This is a genomic window from Streptomyces seoulensis, assembly GCF_022846655.1.
Classification (GTDB): Bacteria; Actinomycetota; Actinomycetes; order Streptomycetales; family Streptomycetaceae; genus Streptomyces.
The window spans coordinates 4,543,337-4,564,494 of sequence record NZ_AP025667.1; the positions used below are offsets into that span (position 1 = coordinate 4,543,337).

At 73.0% G+C, this 21,158-nt stretch carries 20 protein-coding genes; 13 read left to right on the forward strand and 7 right to left on the reverse strand.

Annotation, left to right across the window (positions count from 1 at the left end; translation table 11 throughout):
• Positions 1-145: 145 nt before the first annotated feature.
• From msrB to HEK131_RS20975, 4 genes are all read right to left on the reverse strand, one after another.
• Positions 146-553: a peptide-methionine (R)-S-oxide reductase MsrB gene (gene msrB / locus HEK131_RS20960; RefSeq protein WP_217463280.1), complete on the reverse strand. Its 408-nt coding sequence runs from the start codon at positions 551-553 to the stop codon at positions 146-148.
• Between the two features lie 13 nt (positions 554-566).
• Positions 567-1,958: a UDP-N-acetylmuramate--L-alanine ligase gene (gene murC / locus HEK131_RS20965; protein WP_244336546.1), complete on the reverse strand. Its 1,392-nt coding sequence runs from the start codon at positions 1,956-1,958 to the stop codon at positions 567-569.
• 188 nt (positions 1,959-2,146) lie between these two features.
• Entirely contained in the window at positions 2,147-2,602 is a 456-nt protein-coding gene (locus tag HEK131_RS20970; protein ID WP_244336547.1) for an indole-3-glycerol phosphate synthase, read from the reverse strand.
• Between the two features lie 174 nt (positions 2,603-2,776).
• Positions 2,777-3,583: a pyrimidine reductase family protein gene (locus tag HEK131_RS20975; RefSeq protein ID WP_217463283.1), complete on the reverse strand. Its 807-nt coding sequence runs from the start codon at positions 3,581-3,583 to the stop codon at positions 2,777-2,779.
• Between the two features lie 69 nt (positions 3,584-3,652).
• Here HEK131_RS20975 and zapE point away from each other — a divergent pair, with 69 nt between their 5' ends.
• The 10 genes from zapE (at position 3,653) to HEK131_RS21025 (ending at position 14,455) form a co-directional block, all read left to right on the forward strand.
• Complete coding sequence (zapE, locus tag HEK131_RS20980) at positions 3,653-4,711, forward strand: cell division protein ZapE (protein WP_244452091.1); 1,059 nt, start codon at positions 3,653-3,655, stop codon at positions 4,709-4,711.
• 210 nt (positions 4,712-4,921) lie between these two features.
• Positions 4,922-5,320, forward strand: a complete 399-nt coding sequence (locus HEK131_RS20985; RefSeq protein ID WP_244336548.1) for a hypothetical protein — start codon at positions 4,922-4,924, stop codon at positions 5,318-5,320.
• A 78-nt stretch (positions 5,321-5,398) separates the two neighbouring features.
• Complete coding sequence (locus HEK131_RS20990) at positions 5,399-5,977, forward strand: carbonic anhydrase (RefSeq protein ID WP_244336549.1); 579 nt, start codon at positions 5,399-5,401, stop codon at positions 5,975-5,977.
• The gene (locus HEK131_RS20995; protein ID WP_217463286.1) at positions 5,974-7,482 is read left to right on the forward strand and encodes a SulP family inorganic anion transporter; all 1,509 of its coding nucleotides are present in this window, start codon (positions 5,974-5,976) and stop codon (positions 7,480-7,482) included. The genes HEK131_RS20990 and HEK131_RS20995 overlap by 4 nt, the downstream gene beginning before the upstream one ends.
• Before the next feature lie 158 nt (positions 7,483-7,640).
• The gene (locus HEK131_RS21000; protein WP_244336550.1) at positions 7,641-8,654 is read left to right on the forward strand and encodes a slipin family protein; all 1,014 of its coding nucleotides are present in this window, start codon (positions 7,641-7,643) and stop codon (positions 8,652-8,654) included.
• 143 nt (positions 8,655-8,797) lie between these two features.
• Positions 8,798-9,652, forward strand: a complete 855-nt coding sequence (locus HEK131_RS21005) for a polysaccharide deacetylase family protein (RefSeq protein ID WP_217463288.1) — start codon at positions 8,798-8,800, stop codon at positions 9,650-9,652.
• A 32-nt stretch (positions 9,653-9,684) separates the two neighbouring features.
• Complete coding sequence (locus HEK131_RS21010; protein ID WP_244336551.1) at positions 9,685-10,401, forward strand: peptidyl-tRNA hydrolase; 717 nt, start codon at positions 9,685-9,687, stop codon at positions 10,399-10,401.
• A gap of 96 nt (positions 10,402-10,497) precedes the next feature.
• Entirely contained in the window at positions 10,498-11,784 is a 1,287-nt protein-coding gene (locus HEK131_RS21015) for a DUF692 domain-containing protein (protein ID WP_244336552.1), read from the forward strand.
• A gap of 109 nt (positions 11,785-11,893) precedes the next feature.
• Positions 11,894-12,688 (forward strand): TIGR04222 domain-containing membrane protein, encoded by a 795-nt coding sequence (locus HEK131_RS21020; RefSeq protein ID WP_244336553.1) that lies wholly within the window; start codon positions 11,894-11,896, stop codon positions 12,686-12,688.
• Between the two features lie 117 nt (positions 12,689-12,805).
• Positions 12,806-14,455 (forward strand): alpha/beta hydrolase, encoded by a 1,650-nt coding sequence (locus tag HEK131_RS21025; protein WP_244336554.1) that lies wholly within the window; start codon positions 12,806-12,808, stop codon positions 14,453-14,455.
• Here the strand turns inward: HEK131_RS21025 and hemQ are convergent.
• On the reverse strand, positions 14,452-15,183 hold the full coding sequence (gene hemQ / locus HEK131_RS21030; protein WP_161150795.1) for a hydrogen peroxide-dependent heme synthase: 732 nt from the start codon (positions 15,181-15,183) through the stop codon (positions 14,452-14,454). The two genes, HEK131_RS21025 and hemQ, sit on opposite strands and share 4 nt — an antisense overlap.
• 5 nt (positions 15,184-15,188) lie before the next feature.
• Positions 15,189-16,640 (reverse strand): protoporphyrinogen oxidase, encoded by a 1,452-nt coding sequence (gene hemG, locus HEK131_RS21035; protein ID WP_244336555.1) that lies wholly within the window; start codon positions 16,638-16,640, stop codon positions 15,189-15,191.
• A gap of 147 nt (positions 16,641-16,787) precedes the next feature.
• Here hemG and HEK131_RS21040 point away from each other — a divergent pair, with 147 nt between their 5' ends.
• The 3 genes from HEK131_RS21040 to HEK131_RS21050 are packed head-to-tail and all read left to right on the forward strand — an operon-like array spanning position 16,788 to position 20,042.
• Positions 16,788-17,732 (forward strand): DUF4349 domain-containing protein, encoded by a 945-nt coding sequence (locus tag HEK131_RS21040; protein ID WP_244336556.1) that lies wholly within the window; start codon positions 16,788-16,790, stop codon positions 17,730-17,732.
• A 37-nt stretch (positions 17,733-17,769) separates the two neighbouring features.
• Positions 17,770-19,167, forward strand: a complete 1,398-nt coding sequence (locus tag HEK131_RS21045; RefSeq protein WP_244336557.1) for an FAD-dependent oxidoreductase — start codon at positions 17,770-17,772, stop codon at positions 19,165-19,167.
• Positions 19,168-19,217: 50 nt separating this feature from the next.
• Positions 19,218-20,042: a rhomboid family intramembrane serine protease gene (locus HEK131_RS21050; RefSeq protein ID WP_217463296.1), complete on the forward strand. Its 825-nt coding sequence runs from the start codon at positions 19,218-19,220 to the stop codon at positions 20,040-20,042.
• Between the two features lie 10 nt (positions 20,043-20,052).
• Here the strand turns inward: HEK131_RS21050 and hemE are convergent, their stop codons facing one another.
• Positions 20,053-21,120: a uroporphyrinogen decarboxylase gene (gene hemE, locus HEK131_RS21055; RefSeq protein WP_244336558.1), complete on the reverse strand. Its 1,068-nt coding sequence runs from the start codon at positions 21,118-21,120 to the stop codon at positions 20,053-20,055.
• Positions 21,121-21,158 lie beyond the last annotated feature (38 nt).

A 21,158-nucleotide genomic window follows, 5' to 3' on the forward strand; every position in this document is an offset into this window, starting at 1 on the left:
GCGGGCGCGCGCACCCGTGGTCGTGCCACGGCCGGACGGTCCCATGAATCTGCTGGCTGCTACCCAGCCACAGCCGTCCCAATCCACCGATCATGTGACGATTCCCACCCGCCGGACACGACGAGTGGGAATCGTGGGGACCGCGTCAGCCCTCTTCGGGCGTCAGGCGCAGCGAGACGCTGTTGATGCAGTACCGCTGGTCGGTGGGCGTGGGGTAGCCCTCGCCCTCGAAGACGTGCCCCAGGTGGGAACCGCAGCGGGAGCAGCGGACCTCGGTGCGGACCATCCCGTGCGAACGGTCCTCGATCAGCTCGACCGCGTCGGAGTCCTTCGGGTCGAAGAAGGACGGCCAGCCGCAGTGCGAGGCGAACTTGGTGCCGGAGGTGAACAGGTCGGCACCGCAGGCCCGGCAGGAGTAGACACCCTCGGTCTTGGTGTCCGTGTACTCACCGGTGAAGGCCGGTTCGGTGCCCGCCTGGCGCAGCACCGTGTACTCGGCCGGGCTCAGCTCCGCCCGCCACTGCTCGTCCGGCTTCTCGACGTCGTACGCCATGAAGATCAGCCCCTTACTTCTGCGACAGGCGGTCCAGGATCAGCGGGCCCAGGTCGGTGACGTCACCCGCGCCCATGGTGAGAACGAGATCACCGGGCTTCGCCATTCCCGCGACGACCTCGGGGATCTCCGTCTTGTCGTGCACGGCGGTGACGTCGGCGCCGGCCACGCGGGCGGCCTCGATGATCAGCGCGCTGGTGATGCCGGGGATCGGGTCCTCGCGGGCCGGGTAGATGTCGAGCACCACGGAGGCGTCGGCGAGGGCGAGGGCCTGGCCCATCTCCTTGCCCAGCTCCTGGGTGCGGGAGAACAGGTGCGGCTGGAAGACGACGAGGATGCGGCGGCTGTCCCCGGCCGCGCCGCGCATGGCCTCCAGGTCGGCGGTCATCTCGGTGGGGTGGTGGGCGTAGGAGTCGATCACCTGGACGCCCGCCTCCTCGCCCTTGAGCTGGAGGCGCCGCTTGACGCCGGTGTACACGGCGAGGGCGGGGGCCAGCTCGTCGGCGGGGATGCCGAGGGCGGCACCGGCGGCGAGCGCGGCGACGGCGTTGAGCGCGTAGTGGCGGCCGGGGACGGAGACGGCGAAGGTCAGCTCGCGGCCGTCCATGACCACGGTGACCTGGCTCTTGAGGCCCTGGGGCACGATCTCCAGGACCCGGACGTCGGCGTCCTCGGCCTCGCCGTAGGTCACGGTCTTCACACCGGTCACCCGGCGGGTCAGCTCGCGGGCGCCCTCGTGGTCGGCGGAGATCACCAGGGTGCCGCCGGGGACGATCTTGCCCGCGAAGGTCTCGAAGGACTCGTAGATCTCGTCCATCGAGGCGTAGTTGGCGTGGTGGTCCAGCTCGACGTTGAGGACGATGGCGACCTCGGGGGCGTACTTGTGGAAGCTGCGGTCGCTTTCGTCCGCCTCGGCCACGAAGATCTCGCCCTCGCCGTGCAGGGCGTTGGAACCGGGCGCGTCCAGGTCGCCGCCGATGGCGTACGAGGGGCGGGCGCCCAGCTCGGTCAGGGAGACGGCGAGCATGGAGGTGGTGGTGGTCTTGCCGTGCGTACCCGCCACCGCGATCGGCCGCAGGCCCGTCATCAGGGCGGCGAGCGCGTCGGAGCGGTGCACCACCGGGATGCCCAGCTCGGCGGCGCGGGCCAGCTCGGGGTTGTCCTGCCGGATCGCGGAGGACACGACGACACAGGTGGCGTCGTCGGCGAGGTGCCCGGCGGCGTGCCCGATGTGCACGGTGGCACCGTGCGCCCGCAGCGCCTCGGCGGTCGCGGACTCCTTGGCGTCACTGCCCGCCACCCGGGCGCCGCGCTGGGCGAGGATCTTGGCGATCCCCGACATCCCGGCGCCGCCGATGCCGATGAAGTGCGGTCGGTCCATGGCGGTAGGAAGGCCGGGTGCCATGCGATGTTCTCCCAGATACGAGCGAGCCAGAGAAGGCCCACCCTATGCGCTGGCCCCCCGCCGCCCGCACCCCGGCCAGGAGGCGCGCCGCGCGGGTGCCGGTCGTACGCGGTTCCCACGCGCTGCGGCCGCACCGGGTACCCGATCGCGTACCCGGTGCCGGACGAGCCGCCCGGAGCCCCGCGGGCTCACGCCTTGCTGTGGGAGAACAGCTTCAGCACCGGTACGCCGACCTTGTGGCGGGCGCGGGAGGCCCAGTCCCGGTGGAAGAACTCCTCCACGTAGTGGGGGTCGGTCAGGACGATGACCTCGTCGGCGTGGACCTCGCCGACCAGTGCCTTGAGCGCCTCCAGCGGGTGGTTCTCCACGAGTCTCCCCTCCGCCCGGCTCCCGGCGGCACGCAGCGCGTGCAGGGACACCTCCAGGGCCTTCTCCCCCACGCTCCGGGCGTTCGTGCCCTCGGGCGTCTCGCCCTCGTGGACGGCCTCGTCCAGCTCGCCGAGCGCGATGTCGTCGATGGCCCGCAGCAGTCGGTCCGCCTGGTCACCGCGCGGCTGGAGCAGCACGTGGAAGAAGACCGGCTCGTCGCCGTGCAAGGTCGTCACGAACTCCACGTCGGCCGACGTCAGGGCTTTCTCGATCATCAGAACGCTTGTGAACACCAGCCGCCTCTTCTCCCTCGAGGGCCCTCGTGACCCTCTGTTCTCCGTTGGCCCGAACAGGCCCTGCGGAAACCATCCTGCCCCGTTACCGCACGGGGAGTACCGGGAGTAAGTGTGCCCCCCGGAAGCTAAACGGAACGGTAGATTCCGCTGTTTTCAGGGACGGCTGTACCGCCCGAACAGAAATCCGTCCTCCTCCAGCAGGGACGCGAGCGCGAAGCGGCGCGGCACCGGTACGCCGGGACCGCCCGCGATGCGCTGCGCGTCCCCCGCGGTGAGCATGGGCGACAGCGTCAGACACAGCTCGTCCAGCACGTCGGCGGCGACCAGTTGCCCCAGCAACCGCGGCCCGCCCTCGGTGAGCTGGCGGGTGTGACCCAGCCCGGCCAGGGCCCGCACGGCACGTACGGGATCGACCCGGCGCCCCTCCCCCGCGACGATCACCCGCACCCCGGCCCGCTCGGCGGCGGACACCCGGTCGGCGGGGGCGTCCGTACCGGTGAGGACGATGGTCGGGACCAGCGGCGAGGTGTACAGCGGAAGCGAGAAGTCCAGGTCGAGTCCGCCGGAGACGACGGCGACGGCCGCGGCCGGCCCCTGCCCGGCCGCCTCCCGCGCCCGCGCGAACTCGGCCCGGGCGCGAGCGGGCCGGTACCCCTCCTGCCGAACCGTTTCCGCACCGACGAGGACGACATCCGCGAGGGCCCGCAGCGTGCCGAAGATCCGCATGTCGGCCGGGCAGGAGATGGGCTGGGAGCGGCCGTCGTGCTGGGCGGCGCCGTCGAGGGTCGAGACCATGTTGGCCCGCAGCCAGGTGCGGGGTCCGCCGTCGCCCGCGGTGGGATAGGCGTAGGCGGCGGCCAGTTCGGCGAGACTCCACTCACCGCTCCCGTCCGGCTCCTCATGCCCTCCGGCAGGGGCCCGAGCTGCTGTTTCGTCGGTCACAGGGAACAGGCGTCGCATTCGTGCAGTGTGACATGGCGATTAGCATGGGTAACCGTGTCCTCCACCGCAGCCTCCGGCTCCAGCCCGCTGACCGAAGCGGGTCCGCTGTCCCTGTGCGCGCGCGAGCCGCATGTCCCGGCCGACCGTCTGGTCGCCGAGATGGTGCCGCCGCCCCGCTTCGACTCGGTGCGCTTCGCCACCTACATCCCGGACCCGAACCAGCCCAGCCAGACCGACGCCGTGGGCGTGCTGGAGGGCTTCGCGGCAGGACTCGGCGCGGCGCCCGACACCGGCAGGCGGGGCCTGTTCGGCTTCGGCCGGGCGAAGGCCAAGGCCCCGGCCGGCCCGCGCGGCGTCTACCTGGACGGCGGCTACGGCGTCGGCAAGACCCACCTGCTCGCCTCGCTCTGGCACGCCACCCCCGCCGAGCCCGCCCGCAAGGCGTTCGGCACCTTCGTCGAGCTGACCAACCTGGTGGGCGCCCTCGGCTTCCAGCAGACGGTGCGGACGCTGTCCGGCCACGCCCTGCTGTGCATCGACGAGTTCGAGCTGGACGACCCGGGCGACACGGTGCTGGTCTCCAGCCTGCTCGGCAGGCTGGTCGAGGCGGGTGTGGCGCTGGCCGCCACCTCCAACACGCTGCCCGGCAAGCTGGGCGAGGGACGGTTCGCCTCGGCCGACTTCCTGCGCGAGATCCAGGGCCTGTCCGCCCACTTCCGCGCCCTGCGCATCGACGGCGAGGACTACCGCCACCGCGGTCTGCCCGAGGCTCCGGCGCCGTACTCCGACGAGCAGGTGACCAAGGCGGCGTACCGCGCCGAGGGCGCCTCGCTGGACGCCTTCCCGCAGCTCCTGGAGCACCTGGCGAGGGTGCACCCGAGCCGGTACGGCGCGCTGACCGACGAGGTGCGGGCGGTGTGCCTCACCGATGTCCGGCCGGTGCCGGACCAGTCGACGGCGCTGCGGCTGGTGGTGCTGGCGGACCGGCTCTACGACCGCGAGGTCCCGGTGCTGGCCTCGGGGCTGCCCTTCGACCAGTTGTTCAGCGAGGAGATGCTGAACGGCGGTTACCGCAAGAAGTACTTCCGCGCGATCTCCCGGCTCACCGCGCTGGCGCGCGACGCGAAGGGACTGGTGGCCGAGTAACCGACCGGCCACCCTGTTTCTAATATCTCATCAACTTATGCGGGTCAAGGGCTGATTTCAGTCACTTGACCCGCTTTTTTCACGCTTCCTGCGGCACGTAACCCGCCGTTAACCCTGCAAAGCATCTCGGCGGGTTAACGTGTTTCTTGACCATCCATTGACCAATGCTTGGTGCGTACAAGAGACGCTGGTTTCCGCAGGGGGGTGCGCATGTCCCGAGGCAGGACGCCTGGTGCGGTGCTCGCCCTGTTCGCGGTCGCGCTGCTCGCCCTCCAGCTCTTCGCACCCTCCGGATCCTTCGCCACCGCACATACACTCGGTGAGGCGGGGGCCAACGACACGCCGGGGATCGTCCTCGTCGCCCAGCCGGCGGGCGAGGGAGCGGACACCGTCCGCGAGCCCCGCGGCCCCAAGGCACCACCCGTCGCCACCCATGCCGACCGGCACCGCCAGCGCGGCACCGCGCCGACACCGGCGCTGGAGCGCCCGCCGATATCCCGGCGCCCGGCCGAGCCCGCGCCGCTCTGGCGGCCCGGTGCCCCGGACGCCCACGTCACGAGATCCTCCGGAGCCCACACCCCGGCAGTCCTTCAGGTCTTCCGCTGCTGAGGGGCGGGCTCGCTCCCCCCACCACAGTCGTGCAAGCCCGACGCGCCATCGAGGCGCGCCAGGAGGAGTCCAGACATCATGCAGCCCCTCATCGACAACGCGCGTACGTTCGGACAGCGCCCTGAGGAGTTCGCCAAGCTCGCCGAAGGCCAGTCTCCGCAGGTCCTGTTCATCACCTGCTCCGACTCACGGGTCGTCCCGGCCCTGATCACGGGCGCCCGCCCCGGCGAGCTCTTCGAGCTGCGCACCGCGGGAAACATCGTCCCGCCCCACAGCTCGCAGCACCCCACCAGCGAGGCCGCCACCATCGAGTACGCCGTCGAGGTGCTCGGCGTCCGCGACATCGTCGTCTGCGGTCACTCGCACTGCGGCGCGGTCGGCGCGCTGGTGCGCGGCGACGACCTGACCGCCGTGCCCGCCGTGCGCGACTGGCTGGCGCACGCCACCCCGCGCCCGGCCGGGGCCGCCGAGGACCCGGAGGTCGCCGAGGGCGTGCAGTGCCACGCGCTGACCCAGGTGCTGCGCCTGCGCTCGTACCCCTGTGTCGAGCGCCGGACGGCGGAGGGCACGCTCGCCCTGCACGCCTGGTACTACGAGGTGCACACCGGTGCCGTGCGCACGCACCGTCCCGACACCGACACCTTCGAAGCCCTGTGAACGCGCCGACGACCGGGCGCGGTCTCATATCCCGCCTCCCGTACGCGCGGCAGGACTTCGCCGCCTCCCTCGTCGTCTTCCTGGTCGCGCTCCCGCTGTGCGTGGGCGTGGCCGTCGCCTCCGGGGTCCCGGCCGAACTGGGGCTCGTCACCGGCATCGTGGGCGGTCTCGTCACCGGGGTGATGCGCGGCAGCAGCCTCCAGGTGTCCGGTCCCGCGGCCGGGCTGACCGTGCTCGTCTTCGAGGCGGTCAAGGAGTTCGGGCTGCCGGTGCTGGGCGCGATCGTGCTCGCCAGCGGTCTGCTCCAGATCGTGATGGGCGTGCTGCGGCTCGGGCGGTACTTCCGGGCCATATCGCTGGCGGTCGTGGAGGGCATGCTGGCCGGAATCGGTCTGGTCCTGGTGGCCGGCCAGTTGTATCCCGCCATGGCGGCCAAGGCTCCGGACGCCGGGCTGGACAAGATGCTCGGTCTGCCACGGGGCCTGGCGGGAGCGTTCGGTGACGGCAGGGCGATCGCCTCGCTGGCGCTGTGCGCGGGCACCGTCGTCGTCATGGTGGTGTGGAAGCACCTTCCGGCGAAGGTGCGTACGGTGCCCGGACCGCTGGCCGCGGTAGGGCTCGCCACGCTGGCCGCGCTGGTGTTCGGCCTGCCGGTGGCGATGGTGGAGGTGCAGGGCCTCTTCGCCTCCGTCCAGCCGCCCCCGCTGAGCGCCTTCGCCGAGTTCGCCGACCTCGCGGTGCTCGGCACGATCGTCGCGTTCACCCTGATCGCGTCCGCCGAGTCGCTGTTCAGCGCGGCGGCCGTGGACCGGCTGCACGACGGGCCGCGTACCGAGTACGACCGCGAGCTGACCGCCCAGGGCGTCGGCAACACGGTGTGCGGGCTGCTCGGCGCGCTGCCGCTGACCGCGGTGATCGTGCGCAGCGCGGCCAATGTGCAGGCGGGCGCGCGGACCAAGGCGTCCCGTGTGCTGCACAGCGTCTGGCTGCTGCTGTTCGCGGCCCTGCTGCCGGGCGCCCTCGCCCACATCCCGCTCCCGTCACTGGCGGGCATCCTGATCTACTCGGGGGCCAAGCTGGTGCCGGTCAAGGCGCTCGCGGGGCTGTGGCGTGAGCAGCGCGGCGAGGCGTTGGTACTGGCCGTGACGGCGGTGTCCATCGTGGCGGTCGGGATGTTCGAGGGCGTGCTCCTCGGACTGGCCCTGGCGATCGTGAAGACCGCATGGGAGGCGTCGCACATCAAGGTCACCGTCATGGACAAGGGCGCGGGGCCGGTCGACGCCCATCTGTCGGGCAACGCGACCTTCCTTCGGCTGCCGAAAATACTGGACAGCCTGGAGGCGCTGCCCAAGGACCGCCCGGTGCGGCTGGACCTCTCGGGCCTGCTGCACCTGGACCACGCCTGCCGCACCGCCCTGGAGAACTGGGCCGAGCGGCACAGCGCGGACGGTACGGAGCCGGTGCGGCTGACCTCGTCGGACAAGGTCGGCGTACGGGCCGGCTGACGCACCGAGGCCGCTGACGGGGCCGGGGCGAAGGGAGCGATCCCGCGGCCCCGGCCCCGTTCTCACGTACGGGCAAGCACAGGCCATGGATTCCGCCCACATACCGGACGTACTGTTGAGTAAGGGATTAAACAGACCTCTCGGTGAGGGGGGCGACCATGTTGGAAATCGTGATCACGCTGATAGCGGTGTTCGGCGCACTCGGGCTCATCTGTCTGGCCGCGGCCATGCGCGTCGTCAAGCAGTACGAACGGGGAGTCCTGTTCCGGCTCGGGCGGATCACGGGGGAACCGAGGCAGCCCGGACTGACGCTGATCATCCCGTTCGTGGACCGGCTGCACAAAATGAACATGCAGATCGTCACGCTGCCGATCCCCGCGCAGGAGGGCATCACGCGGGACAACGTCACCGTGCGGGTCGACGCGGTGGTGTACTTCCGGGTGGTCGAGCCGACGGACGCGCTGGTGCGGGTGGAGGACTACCGGTTCGCCGTCTCCCAGATGGCGCAGACCTCACTCAGGTCGATCATCGGAAAGAGCGATCTTGACGACCTGCTGTCCAACCGGGAGAAGCTGAACGAGGGCCTGGAGCTGATGATCGACAGCCCGGCCGTGGGGTGGGGCGTGCAGATCGACCGGGTGGAGATCAAGGACGTCTCCCTGCCGGACACCATGAAGCGGTCGATGGCCCGCCAGGCCGAGGCCGACCGGGAGCGCCGGGCCCGGATCATCAACGCGGACGCCGAGTACCAGGCGTCGAAGAAGCTCGCCCAGGCCGCGCAGCAGATGGCGGACACCCCGACGGCACTCCAACTTCGCCTGCTCCAGACCGTGATGGCGGTGTCGGCCGAGAAGAACTCGACCCTGGTCCTGCCCATCCCGGTGGAGCTGCTGCACTTCCTGGAACGGGGCGCACGGGACGGCCGGCCCACGGACCACGAGCCCGAGAGGCCCGCGGAGCCCGTCACCCCCGAGGAGCCTGCCACCCCCGAGGAGCCCGTGACGCTGGAGAAGCCCGTACCGCCCGAGGAGCCGGCACCGCAGATCCCGCCGACCCAGGTGCCCGCATCCCCCTACCTGGACGCCCTGACCGGCCCACCGGAACTGGGCGCCGTCCTCGACCAGCCGCAGGAGCGGGTCACCCACGGGGAGGGGCGGCCCGAGCAACCGTGAAGACCCGAGCAACCGTGAAGACCCGCGCGACCGTAAAGAGCGGCAAAAGCGGCGTCCGGAGCGGACCGCCGCGCGGGTGACCATGGCGCCGCGTCGCCCGGCCGGTGAGCCGATGACCAGTCAGGCAGTCTTATTTTCATACGGTGATTGCACTCGCACGCCGTATCACCGCCGTCTGCGTCCTCGGCGCGGCCCTCGCCGCCTGCGGTACCGCGGACCCCGCCAAGCCCGCGCGGCCGGCCCACGCCGAGCCGCATGCCTCCGTCTCCCCGTCCCCGGCCGGTACGCCCACCATGGCGGCGGGTCCGGGCGGCCTCACCCCCGTGTTCGAGCACGGCCCGCGCGACAGGGGCAAGACCGTCGCGCTGACCTTCGACGCCGACATGACCGCCGACGAGGGGCCCCGCGCCGCCGCCGGTGAGCGCTTCGACAACCCCGGCCTGATCAGCGCCCTGCGCACGCTGAAGGTCCCGGCGACCGTCTTCATGACCGGCCGCTGGGCCGAGGAGTACCCGGACCAGGCCCGCGCCCTCGGGCACGACGCCCAGTTCGACGTGGCCAACCACTCCTACAGCCACTACGCGTTCACCGGGGACTGCTACGGCCTGCCGACCGTCGCCCCGGACGCCAAGCTGGGGGAGGTCCAGCGCACCTACGCAGCCCTGCGCAAGGCGGGCGTGCCGCACCCGATGCCGTACTTCCGCTTCCCCGGCGGCTGCTACGACCGGGACGCGCTGCGCGCGGTCAGCGGCGCCGGTGTCACCGCCGTGCAGTGGGACGTGATCAGCGGCGACGCCTTCGCCACGGACGCCGACGCGGTCGTACGCCAGGTGCTGGACGGGGTGAAGCCCGGTTCGGTGGTCGTCATGCACTGCACCCGAAGCGCCGCCCCGACGACCGAGAAGGTCGTCCGCGCGGTGGTGCCGGAGCTGCGCAGGCAGGGCTACCGGTTCGTGAAGGTCTCGGAGCTGATCCGGGAGTCCGGCACCCGGCGCTGAGCGGGGCAGGGCTGCTCGTAGGGTTGGCTGATGTGAGCCATGTTTCAGCCGCCCCCGGCGACAGCCCCTTCCAGACCGAGCCCACCCCGCGTGACGAGGCCCCGCAGTTCGTGCTGCCCCTCGTCGTACGGATCGAGAAGAGCGCGCCGCCCGCCCGTACCGACGCGCTGGAGACCGCCGCACGCGCCGTGCTCGTCCTGCTCGGGGACGAGCGGGCGCGCGGCGACGGTGAGTGGGCCGAGGCGGTACGGGACTGGGAGGACGCCCGCATCCGCAAGGTGGTGCGGCGGGCGCGGGGCTCGGAGTGGCGCCGTGCGGAGGAGCTGCCCGGCATCACGGTGACGGGTGCCGCCGCCGAGGTGCGGGTCTTCCCGCCGATCCCGCTGGACGGCTGGCCCAAGGAGCTGGCCAAGCTCCAGGTCTCCGGCACCGAACTGGACGACCCCGAGCCGCCTGCCGACCCCGCCCTGACCGCTCCCGTGCTGTGGCTGAACCCGGAGTTGGAGATGTCGGCCGGCAAGGAGATGGCCCAGGTCGGCCACGGCGCCCAGCTCGCCTGGTGGGCCCTGTCCGACGCGGCCCGCGAAGCCTGGCGCACCACCGGCTACGCCCTGACGGTGCGCACCGCCACCCCCGCCCACTGGCGCGAACTCACCACCAGCGGGCTGCCGTTGGTCCGCGACGCGGGGTTCACGGAGATCGCGCCGGGCTCCGCGACGGTGGTCGCCGACCACCCGGCGCTGCGCTGACACCCGAACCTCAAATATTGCTCTGAACCCGGTCCCGCCGCGGTTCACGCCCGCCCGCCGGGGCCATACCCCGGGCAACGAAGGAGGGGGACGGGGATGCGACTGGGGACGGGGATCGGGTGGCGGCCGGAGATCGCGGAGGCCGTGGCGGGCATGCCGGGGATCGACTGGGTGGAGGTCGTCGCGGAGAACGTCTGCCCCGGCCATCTCCCGGAGCCCTTGCTGCGGCTGCGTGAGCGCGGGGTGACGGTGATCCCGCACGGCGTCTCCCTCGGCCTCGGCGGCGCGGACCGGCCGGACGAGGCCCGGCTGCGGGCGCTGGCCGAGCGGGCCGAGGCGCTGGGGGCGCCGCTGGTCACCGAGCACATCGCGTTCGTCCGCGCGGGCGGACCGCTCACCGCGTCACCGCCGCTGGAGGCCGGCCATCTGCTGCCCGTGCCCCGCACGCGGGACGCGCTCGACGTGCTGTGCGAGAACGTGCGGATCGCGCAGGAGGCGCTGCCGGTGCCGCTGGCGCTGGAGAACATCGCCGCGCTGTTCTCCTGGCCCGGCGAGGAGATGAGCGAGGGCGAGTTCCTGGCCGAGCTGGTCGAGCGGACCGGGGTACGGCTGCTCATCGACGTGGCCAACCTGCACACCAACCACGTCAACCGGGGCGAGGACCCCGCCGAGGCGCTGAACCGGCTGCCGCTGGAGTCGCTGGCCTACGTGCACGTCGCGGGCGGCTTCGAGCGGGACGGGGTCTGGCACGACAGCCACGCGCACCCCGTACCGCCACCGGTGCTGGACATCCTGGCCGACCTGGCGTCCCGCGTCGCACCGCCCGGCGTACTGCTGGAGCGGGACGAGAACTTCCCCGGACCGGCCGAGCTGGAGCGGGAGTTGGCGGCCATCGGGGAGGCGGTGAAGAAGGGCGGCGGGGCGGGGCGGGCCACAGCCGGCACGGCCGCCCCCACCCCGCCGGACGCCTCCGCCGGGGCCCGGCAGCGGGTGGCCGTCGCGCAGACCGCCGTACTGTCGGCGCTGGTGGCGCGGACACCCCTGCCCGAGGGGTTCGACCGGGGGCGGATGGGGGTGCAGGCGCGGGCGCTCGCGGCGAAGCGGGCGGACGTGGTGGCCAAGGTGGCACCGGAACTGCCGCTGATCCTCGGCGCCGGGTACCGGGAGGCGTTCCTCGGCTACGCGCGCACCCGGCCGATGCGCGGCGGATACCGGCAGGACGCGCTGGAGTTCGTCACCCAGTTGCTCAAGACGGGCCACCCCGTGGACGCGCGGGCGCGCAGGGCGCTGCGGGAATGGTGGCTCGATCGCGCGGGCCCGGCACCCCGGACGCCCGGCCCGGCCGCCCAGCTGGCCAGGCGGGTACTGCCGGGAAGGCGCTGACCGCGCTCCCCGGCCCGAGGTGAAAACGGAACGCAACGTACCGGCAACGCTCTGTCCGGATACTGAACAAGCCATGGTTTTTCAGGGGCCGTTGACATAGAAACACCTCATGTTCTGGGTCATCCTCCTGCTTCCGGCCTGGGCTTTCGCCGCCATCGCCTGCACCCGGCTGTGCCTGGCCGCCGTCCGCGCGGCCGCCGCGGACGGCTCGGCGCGGGCGAGCGGCCAGGTCCGTGATCTGACGCTGTACGAGACGGCGTTCCTGTCCGGCGGCCCCTCCCGCGTCGCCGACCTGGCCATGGTCCGGATGGCCCGGCAGCGCAGGCTGCTGCTCGCCCACACCGGCTGGGCCACCGTGGTCGACCCGCGCGGGCGGGACGAGATGGAGCGGTCCGTCCTCGGCGCGATCGGCCCGCAGGGGCAGTCCCGGATCGCCCCCGTACGGGCGGCCGCGGCCGGTGCGGAGGCCGTGCAGCGGCTCGCCGACCGGCTGGTGGGCGCCGGACTCGCGGTCCCCTTCGACACCGGCACGACCGTGGCCGCCGGGGTGCGCCAGGTGCGCGCAGCCGCCGTGGCCGTGCTCGCGCTGGGCGTGACGGCGCTGCTCATGCCGGTCCCGGTGGATCTGCCGCGCTTCCAGATCGCCATGTGGTTCGCGCTGCCGCTCGTCGTCACCCTGAGCTGTCTGGCCATCGCCCGCGTCGAGGTGCACCCCTACCCGCGCTGGGCCTCCCCCGCCGGGCAGCGGCTCCTCGGCGAGCTGGCCCGGCGCCCGGCCGGGGACGGCGACGAGGGCTCCTTCCTCACCCGGCTCGCCATGCGCGGCGTGCGCGCCCTGAACGAACCCGAGCTGCGGGCCGCGTTCACCCACCGCGATGCGCCGGGGGCGCACAGGGAGCACTGACGCCGACACCCGCGTGCCGGTGCTTGCCTTCCCCGACTCCCCTTCCGAAACATCCCTTCTGTCGCCGCCGGGCCATGGCAGCCGTGCCATCGCCGCCGCGCACCGAAGGGATACCCGATGAGAGCTGCCGCCCTGTACTCGGCCGCAGGTTCCTTGCTGCTGACCGGGCTCGCCGTGACCCCGGCGGGCGGCACCCCGGGCACCCCCGGCAGCCCCGGCACCTCCGGCGCACCGGGCGCGGCCGAGCTGCGCGGCACCGCCGTCGCCGCCGCCCGGGCGCACGAGGCCGGCCTCGACTTCGGGGCCTGCCCCGGCGAGACCCCGGCCGGGATGCGCTGCGCCACCGTACGCGTCCCGCTCGACTACGCCCGCCCCTCCGGCAAGCACATCGAGCTGACCGTCAGCCGGATGCCGGCGACCCAGCGCGACCCGGCCAACAGCAAGCGGAAGGTGCCCCGGCAGGGCGCCCTCGTCTACAACCCCGGCGGTCCCGGCGCCTCCAGCCTGAACTTCCCGGTGATCGGCGTGGTCCCCGAGTGGAAGCGGATCGCGTCCGCCTACGACCTCGTCGGGTACGCCCCGCGCGGAGTGGCGCCCTCGGGCCCGCTGTCCTGCGAGAAGCCGGAGGAGTTCTTCAAGGCGCCCTCACTCGCCCCGGTCCACCCGACGGAGGCGTACAAGCGGGAGCGGATCGCGCGGGCGAAGGCGTACGCGCGCGGCTGCGCCGAACGGTCGGGCGGCGGGCTGGAGTTCTACAACTCCCTCAACAACGCCCGCGACCTGGACGTCCTGCGGGCCGCGCTCGGCGAGTCCCGGCTGACCTTCATGGGCGCCTCGTACGGCACCTACGTCGGCGCCCTGTACGCCACCCTCTTCCCCGGCCATGTGCGGCGGATGGTGCTGGACTCGGCGGTGGACCCGGACCCGGCGAAGGTCTGGTACCGCGCCAACCTGGACCAGTCGGCGGCCTTCGAGTACCGCTGGGCGGACTTCCGCGACTGGGTCGCCCGCCACGACGACACGTACGGCCTCGGCACCACGGCGGCCGCCGTCCAGCGCTCCTACGACACCGCGAGCGACAGGCTGGAGGACCGGCCCGCGGACGGCAGGGTGGGTCCGGGCCAGCTCCAGAACACGTTCCTGATGGCCGGGTACTACGACGACTACTGGCCGAGCCGGGCCGCCGCCCTCGCCGCCTATCTGAAGGGCGACGCCAAGCCTTTGGTCCGGCTGGCCGCGCCCAGCCCGGAGACGGCCGCCGAGGCGGAGAACGGCAGCGCGGTGTACGCGGCCGTCGAGTGCAACGACGCCCCCTGGCCGACCGACTTCCGGGTGTGGGACCGCGACAACACCCGCCTCGCCCGCACCGCGCCCTTCGAGACCTGGGACAACGCCTGGATGAACCTGCCGTGTGCCTACTGGTCCGCGCCCAGGCAGCGTCCGCTGGACGTGCGCACCGGTCCCGGTGAGACCCCGCCGGTGCTGATCCTCGCCGCCGAGCGGGACGCCGCCACCCCGTACGACGGGGCGCTGGAGCTGAACCGGCGGCTGGCCGGCTCCACGCTGGTCACGGAGCGGGACGCCGGCACGCACGGCATCGGCGGCGGCCCCAACGCCTGCGTCAACGCCCACCTGGACGCCTACCTGCTCGAAGGCCGCCTGCCGGGCCGCCGCGCCGCGTGCGCCCCGCGCCCGGAGCCGCGCCCCACCGAGCCGGCCGGACGCGGCACCCCGGAGCGGGACGCACTCAAGGGCAAGGGCGCCTAGGCGAGCCCGGCGACCAGTTCGGCCACCGACTTGCGGCGGCCGGTGTAGAACGGCACCTCTTCGCGGACGTGCATGCGGGCCTCGGAGGCGCGCAGGTGACGCATGAGGTCGACGATGCGGTACAGCTCGTCGGCCTCGAAGGCGAGCAGCCACTCGTAGTCGCCCAGCGAGAAGGAGGCGACCGTGTTGGCACGCACGTCCGGGTAGCCGCGGGCCATCTTGCCGTGGTCGGCGAGCATGCGGCGGCGGTCCTCGTCGGGCAGCAGGTACCAGTCGTAGGAGCGCACGAAGGGGTAGACGCTCACGTAGTTGCGGGGCGTCTCGTCGGCGAGGAACGCCGGGATGTGCGAGCGGTTGAACTCGGCCGGGCGGTGCAGCGCCATGTTCGACCACACCGGCTCCAGCGCGCGCCCGAGCCGGGTGCGGCGGAAGAGGTTGTACGCCTCCTGGAGCTGGTCGGCGGTCTCGGCGTGCCACCAGATCATGACGTCGGCGTCGGCGCGCAGGCCGGAGACGTCGTAGGTGCCGCGGACCGTGACGTCCTTCGCGGCGAGCTGGTCGAACAGCTCCTGGACCTCGTCGGCGTAGCCCGCGCGGTCCTCCGGCAGCACGTCCTTCAGCTTGAAGACGGACCACAGGGTGTAGCGGATGACCTCGTTGAGGTCCTTGGCCAGCTTGCCCTTGTTCGGGATGCGGCCGGGCTCGGTGGTGGGGGCGTCGTCACTCATGCCCCCTATTCTCCCGCTCCGCCGTGCAGGCTCTGCACCGGGTTGGCCGTCAGCTCGCGCACACCGGCGAGGTCGCCGCCGAGCTGGTCGACGGCCGCGTGGGCGCTGGCGATGCAGGCCGGGATGCCCACGCCGTCGTACTGGGCGCCGCACACGGCGAGTCCGGGGAGCTTGGCGATGTGCTCGCGGACGCGGGCCACGCGCGCGTGGTGGCCGACCGGGTACTGGGGCAGGCCGTCGGTCCAGCGGGTGACGCGGGTGGCGACGGGCTGGGCGTCCAGGCCGGTCGCGGCGCGCAGATCGTGCCGGGCGACCTGGACGAGGTCGGCGTCGTCGCGCTGGAGGATCTCGGTCTCGTGGTGGCGGCCGACCGAGGTGCGCACCACCAGGAGGTCCGGGTCCTCGCCGCCGATCCAGCCCCACTTCTGCGAGGCGAAGGTCGCTGCCTTGATGGTGCGGCCGTCCACCGGCGGCACCAGGAAGCCGCTGCCCTCGGGCAGGGCGGCGTCGGCGCGGCGGAAGGCGAGGGTGATCAGGGCCATGGAGGCGTACTCCACGGCGGCCAGCTCGGCGGCGGCCGCCGGGGCCTCGGCGCGCAGCAGACCGGCCGCGGCGGGCGCGGGTACGGCGACCACGACGGCGTCGGCGTGCAGCACGCGGTCCCCGGCCGTGACGCGCCACCCGGTGCCGTCCCGGCGCAGCTCGCCGACCGGCGTGCCGGTGAGGATCTCGCCGCCGCGCGCCCGTACCGACTCGGCCACGGCGAGCGGGAGCGTGCCGACGCCCCCCTCGATGCCGAGGAAGACCGGGCCGGTCTGCCCGGCCTCGGCGGCCTTGGCCTGGAGGGCCCGGACGGCGGCGGTGAGTGTGTCGTGGGTGCGGGCGGCCTGGTAGAGCTGGGGGACGGCCGAGCGCAGCGAGAGGCGGTAGGCGTCGCCCGCGTACACCCCGCCGAGCAGGGGTTCCACCAGCCGGTCGACGACCTCGCGGCCCATGCGGGCGGCGACGTACTCGCCCACCGCCACGTCGTCGCCTACCTCGGTGGGCGGCAGTTCGGCGTCCCGCTCGATGCGGGCCAGGCCCTCGGCGGTGAGCAGCCCGGACAGGGCCTCGGCGGTGCCGGGTACGCCCATGACATGGCCCTTGGGCATGGGGCGCAGGGCGTCGCGGGTCCAGATCGAGGCGGTCGCGGTGGCCGGGGGCTGGAGGCGGTCGCCGAGGCCCACCTCGCGGGCCAGGCCCACCGCCTCGGGGCGGCGGGCGAGCATGGACTCGGCGCCGAGGTCGACCCGGACGCCCGCGATCTCGCCGGGCAGCAGCTTGCCGCCGACCCGGTCGGTGGCCTCCAGCACCGTCACCCGCGCGCCGCGTGCCAGCGCCCGGTGGGCGGCGGCCAGTCCGGCGACACCGGCTCCGATGACGACGACATGGCCCGTGCCCGTACCCGTTGCGCTCATGCCTCCACTCTCTCAGACCGGACGGGGCGTCCCGGTGCCCGGTACGTCACCTGACCGTGACCGCATCGGGACCGGAAACCGCGGCCGTATCCGCAGGCCGGGGCGTCTAAGGAGCGACGGCATCGCGACTCATCGGGGGTAACGGTCATGCGTACGACGCGTCAGTTCCGAGTTCTGGCGGGGGTCCTGCTCGCCGCCTCGCTCGCGCTCGCCGGGTGCGGTGCACCGGGCGGCGGCGATTCCAAGGCGTCGAGCGCCGACGCCCCGACGGCCGCTCCGGGCGCGGGCGGCTCCGCGGCCGAGGACGCGGGGTCGGCCCGCCGCTCGCCCCGGCTCGCGCCGAGCGTCATCCGCACCGCCTCGCTGGAGGTCGAGGTGCGGGACGTGCCCGGCGCGCTGGCGAAGGCCCGCCGGGTCACCGAGGACGCGGGCGGTTACGTCGGCGAGGAGAGCACCGAGCGGGACGACGACTCCGGCGAGCGGACCCGTGTCGTCCTGCGGGTTCCGGCGGAGCGGTACGAGGAGGTCCTCGGCTCGCTCCAGGGCACCGGCAAGCTGCTGCGGCGCACCGCGCGGGCCCAGGACGTCACCGACCAGGTGGTGGACGTGGACAGCCGGATCAAGTCGCAGCGGGCCAGCGTCGCCCGGGTCCGGGAGCTGATGGACCGGGCGGAGAAGCTGACCGACGTCGTCGCGCTGGAGGGCGAGCTGAGCGGCCGCGAGGCCGACCTGGAGGCGCTGCTGGCCCGGCAGGCGTCGCTGAAGGACCGCACCGGCCTCGCGACCATCACCCTGTCGCTGTCCGGGAAGGGCGCGCACGCGGACGCCGGCGACGACACGCCCGGCCTCCTGGACGCGCTGTCGGGCGGCTGGCACGCGTTCTGGACGATGCTGCGCTGGATCGCGCTGGCCGTGGGCGCGGTGCTGCCGTTCGCGGTGCTGCTCGCGCTGCTGGTGTTCCTGTGGCGCCGGGTGGTCCGCCCCCGGTTCGCGCGCGACCCGCGCCCGGCACCGACGGCGCCCTCCGGTTCGCTGCCGCAGGCGCGTCCGGTGTCCGAGAGCGGCGCGCCGGTCTCCGGCGACGAGAGCTGACGCAGCGTCAGTGTGATGCGCCCCGTAGCGTGTTCGCATGGACAAGCGTGAGGCACGGGGCGGGACGGAACGGCTGGTCGTGATCGGGGGCGACGCCGCGGGGATGTCCGCGGCGTCGCAGGCGCGCCGGCTGCGCAAGCCGGACGAGCTGGAGATCGTGGCGTTCGAGCGCGGCCACTTCACCTCGTACTCGGCGTGCGGGATCCCCTACTGGGTCGGCGGCGACGTCGACGACCGCGATCAGTTGATCGCGCGTACCCCCGAGGAGCACCGGGAACGGGACATCGACCTCCGGCTGCGCACCGAGGTGACGGAGATCGACGTGGCGGGGCGCCGGGTGCGGGCCCGTGACGTGGAGTCGGGCGACACGTACTGGACTTCGTACGACAAGCTGGTCATCGCCACGGGGGCGCGGCCGATCCGGCCGGAGATGCCGGGGGCGGACGCGGCGGGGGTGCACGGGGTGCAGACCCTGGACGACGGCCAGGCGCTGATCGACACGCTGGCCCGCACGGAGGGCCGGCGCGCGGTGGTCGTCGGCGCGGGGTACATCGGCGTGGAGATGGCGGAGGCGCTGATCCGCCGGGGCTTCGAGGTGACGGTGGTCAACCGGGGCGCGGAACCCATGGCGACGCTCGATCCGGACATGGGCCGGCTGGTGCGCCGGGCCATGGAGGGCATGGGCATCACCATGGTGGGCGACGCCGAGGTGACCGGCCTGCGGACCGGTGAGGACGGCCGGGTCCGCGCGGTGACCACGCGGGACGCGGAGTACCCGGCCGACGTGGTCGTCATGGGCATCGGCGTGGAGCCCGTCACCGGCCTCGCCCGCGCGGCGGGCCTGCCGCTGGGCACCCGGGGCGGACTCCTCACCGACCTCGCCATGCGGGTGCGCGGGTACGAGGACATCTGGGCGGGCGGTGACTGCGTGGAGGTGCTGAACCTGGTCTCCGGGCAGGAGCAGTACATCCCGCTCGGCACCCACGCCAACAAGCACGGCCAGGTGATCGGCACCGACGTGGGCGGCGGTTACGCCACCTTCCCCGGTGTCGTCGGCACGGCGGTCAGCAAGGTCTGTGACCTGGAGATCGCCCGCACCGGACTGCGCGAGAAGGACGCCCGCCGGGCCGGCCTCCAGTACGAGTCGGTCGTCATCGAGTCGACCAGCCGGGCCGGCTACTACCCCGGCGCCTCCCCGATGACGGTCAAGATGATCGCCGAACGCAACACCGGCCGGCTCCTCGGCGTCCAGATCGTGGGCGGCGAGGGCGCGGGCAAGCGGGTCGACATCGCGGCCGTGGCCCTGACGGCCGGCATGACGGTGGAACAGATGACCGCCCTGGACCTCGGCTACGCCCCGCCGTTCTCCCCGGTCTGGGACCCGGTCCTGGTGGCGGCGCGCAAGGCGGTGACGAAGGTGCGCGCGAGCCGGTAGCGGCGGCCCAGCGCGGGACTGGCGGGCGCGAACGCGGGCACTGTTCCTGTGTGGTCATACCCGTCCATGACGTCAATCCCGCGCGCCGCACCCCGTATGTGACGTACGCGCTCATCGCCGCCAACGTGCTCGCCTTCCTGATCACGCCCGGCGCGGCCGGCGCGGTCGGGGAGAGTCATCTGGCGCAGCTCTGCCATCTGCACGCCTTCATGGATCAGTACGCGGCGATCCCGAAGGAGATGATCCACGACTCGCTGCCCCGGCTGGTGCCGACCGGGGACGTGGGGACGGGGCCGGGCGGGCCGGGGTGCGTGATGGGGCCGCCGGGTTACGACAAGTCGCCGGTGCTGTCGGTGTTCACGTCGATGTTCCTGCACGGCGGCTGGCTGCATCTGCTGGGCAACCTGCTGTTCCTGCTGATCTTCGGCAACAACGTCGAGGACCGCATGGGCCACGTCCGCTTCGCGCTCTTCTACGTCGTCTGCGGCTACGCGGCGAGCTACGGCTTCGCCCTGCTGAACGCCGGCTCGGGCGATCCGCTGATCGGCGCCTCGGGGGCGATCGCGGGGGTGTTGGGCGCCTATCTGGTGCTGTATCCGAAGGCCAGGGTGTGGGTGCTGGTCCCGTTCCTGGTCTTCCTGCCGCTGCGGCTGCCCGCCTGGGTGGTGCTGGGCTTCTGGTTCGGCCTCCAGGCCGTGTACTCCTCCGGCCGGGGCGTCGAGGCCGGCACCGGGACGGTGGCCTACGCGGCGCACGTCGTCGGCTTCGTGGCCGGGATGCTGCTGGCCTGGCCCCTGAAGCCGGGCACCCCGCCCCCGCCGGAGCCGGGCCGCCTGCTGTTCGGCAGGCGGGCGCGGCACCGTCAGGCGTGGTGAGCGGCCCCGGTCAGCGGGTGCTGCTGGTGTGGACGTAGTCGACCAGGTGGGTCAGGGCGTCCGGGTCGGTGCTGGGCATGACGCCGTGGCCGAGGTTGAAGACGTGGCCCTCCAGACCGGCGGCCGCGTCCAGCACCTCCTGCGCCTTGGCCTCGATCGTCTTCCGGTCGGTGAAGAGGACCGTGGGGTCGAGGTTGCCCTGGAGCGCCTTGCCGGGGCCGACACGGTGCACGGCCTCGTCCAGCGGGACCCGCCAGTCGACGCCGACGACGTCCGCACCCGCGTCGCCCATGAGCTTGAGCAGTTCGCCGGTGCCGACGCCGAAGTGGATGCGCGGGACGCCGTAGCCCGCGACGGCCTCGAAGACCTTCGCGGAGGCGGGCATCACCGAGGCGCGGTAGTCGGCGGGGGCCAGCGCGCCCGCCCAGGAGTCGAAGAGCTGCACCGCCGAGGCACCGGCCTCGATCTGCACCTTCAGGAAGCCGGCCGTGATGTCCGCGAGGCGGTCGAGCAGGTCGGCCCACAGCTCGGGGTCGCCGTACATCATCGCCTTGGCGTTCTCGTACGTGCGCGAGGGGCCGCCCTCGACCAGGTAGCTGGCGAGGGTGAAGGGGGCGCCCGCGAAGCCGATCAGCGGGGTGGAACCCAGCTCACGGGTGAGCATGCCGATCGCCTCGGTGACGTAGGACACGTCCTCGGGGGTGAGGTCGCGCAGCCGGGCGAGGTCGGCGCGGGTGCGCACGGGCTCGGCGACGACCGGGCCGACGCCGGGCTTGATGTCGAGGTCGATGCCGATCGCCTTGAGCGGGACCACGATGTCGCTGAAGAAGATCGCCGCGTCCACGTCGTGGCGGCGCACCGGCTGGAGCGTGATCTCGGTGACCAGCTCGGGCCGCGTGCAGGACTCCAGCATCGGGATGCCCTCGCGCACCTTGCGGTACTCCGGCAGGGAGCGGCCGGCCTGGCGCATGAACCACACCGGGGTGTGCGGCACGGGCTCACGCCTGCACGCCTTGAGGAAGGCGCTGTCGTACGTCGCTGTGGGCTGCTGGCCCGAGGGGATCGCGTTGGCACTCACGTCGGCAAGTCTCGCACGGCCCGCCGGAGAGAAGTGCC

Excerpts from the sequence above, each read along its gene's own strand:
- msrB (WP_217463280.1), bottom strand. The coding sequence starts at position 553 with ATGGCGTACGACGTCGAGAAGCCGGACGAGCAGTGGCGGGCGGAGCTG.
- murC (WP_244336546.1), bottom strand. The coding sequence starts at position 1,958 with ATGGCACCCGGCCTTCCTACCGCCATGGACCGACCGCACTTCATCGGC.
- HEK131_RS20970 (WP_244336547.1), bottom strand. The coding sequence starts at position 2,602 with ATGATCGAGAAAGCCCTGACGTCGGCCGACGTGGAGTTCGTGACGACC.
- HEK131_RS20975 (WP_217463283.1), bottom strand. The coding sequence starts at position 3,583 with ATGCGACGCCTGTTCCCTGTGACCGACGAAACAGCAGCTCGGGCCCCT.
- HEK131_RS20985 (WP_244336548.1), top strand. The coding sequence starts at position 4,922 with ATGTCCCGAGGCAGGACGCCTGGTGCGGTGCTCGCCCTGTTCGCGGTC.
- HEK131_RS20990 (WP_244336549.1), top strand. The coding sequence starts at position 5,399 with ATGCAGCCCCTCATCGACAACGCGCGTACGTTCGGACAGCGCCCTGAG.
- HEK131_RS21000 (WP_244336550.1), top strand. The coding sequence starts at position 7,641 with ATGTTGGAAATCGTGATCACGCTGATAGCGGTGTTCGGCGCACTCGGG.
- HEK131_RS21015 (WP_244336552.1), top strand. The coding sequence starts at position 10,498 with ATGCGACTGGGGACGGGGATCGGGTGGCGGCCGGAGATCGCGGAGGCC.
- HEK131_RS21020 (WP_244336553.1), top strand. The coding sequence starts at position 11,894 with ATGTTCTGGGTCATCCTCCTGCTTCCGGCCTGGGCTTTCGCCGCCATC.
- HEK131_RS21025 (WP_244336554.1), top strand. The coding sequence starts at position 12,806 with ATGAGAGCTGCCGCCCTGTACTCGGCCGCAGGTTCCTTGCTGCTGACC.
- hemQ (WP_161150795.1), bottom strand. The coding sequence starts at position 15,183 with ATGAGTGACGACGCCCCCACCACCGAGCCCGGCCGCATCCCGAACAAG.
- hemG (WP_244336555.1), bottom strand. The coding sequence starts at position 16,640 with ATGAGCGCAACGGGTACGGGCACGGGCCATGTCGTCGTCATCGGAGCC.
- HEK131_RS21040 (WP_244336556.1), top strand. The coding sequence starts at position 16,788 with ATGCGTACGACGCGTCAGTTCCGAGTTCTGGCGGGGGTCCTGCTCGCC.
- HEK131_RS21045 (WP_244336557.1), top strand. The coding sequence starts at position 17,770 with ATGGACAAGCGTGAGGCACGGGGCGGGACGGAACGGCTGGTCGTGATC.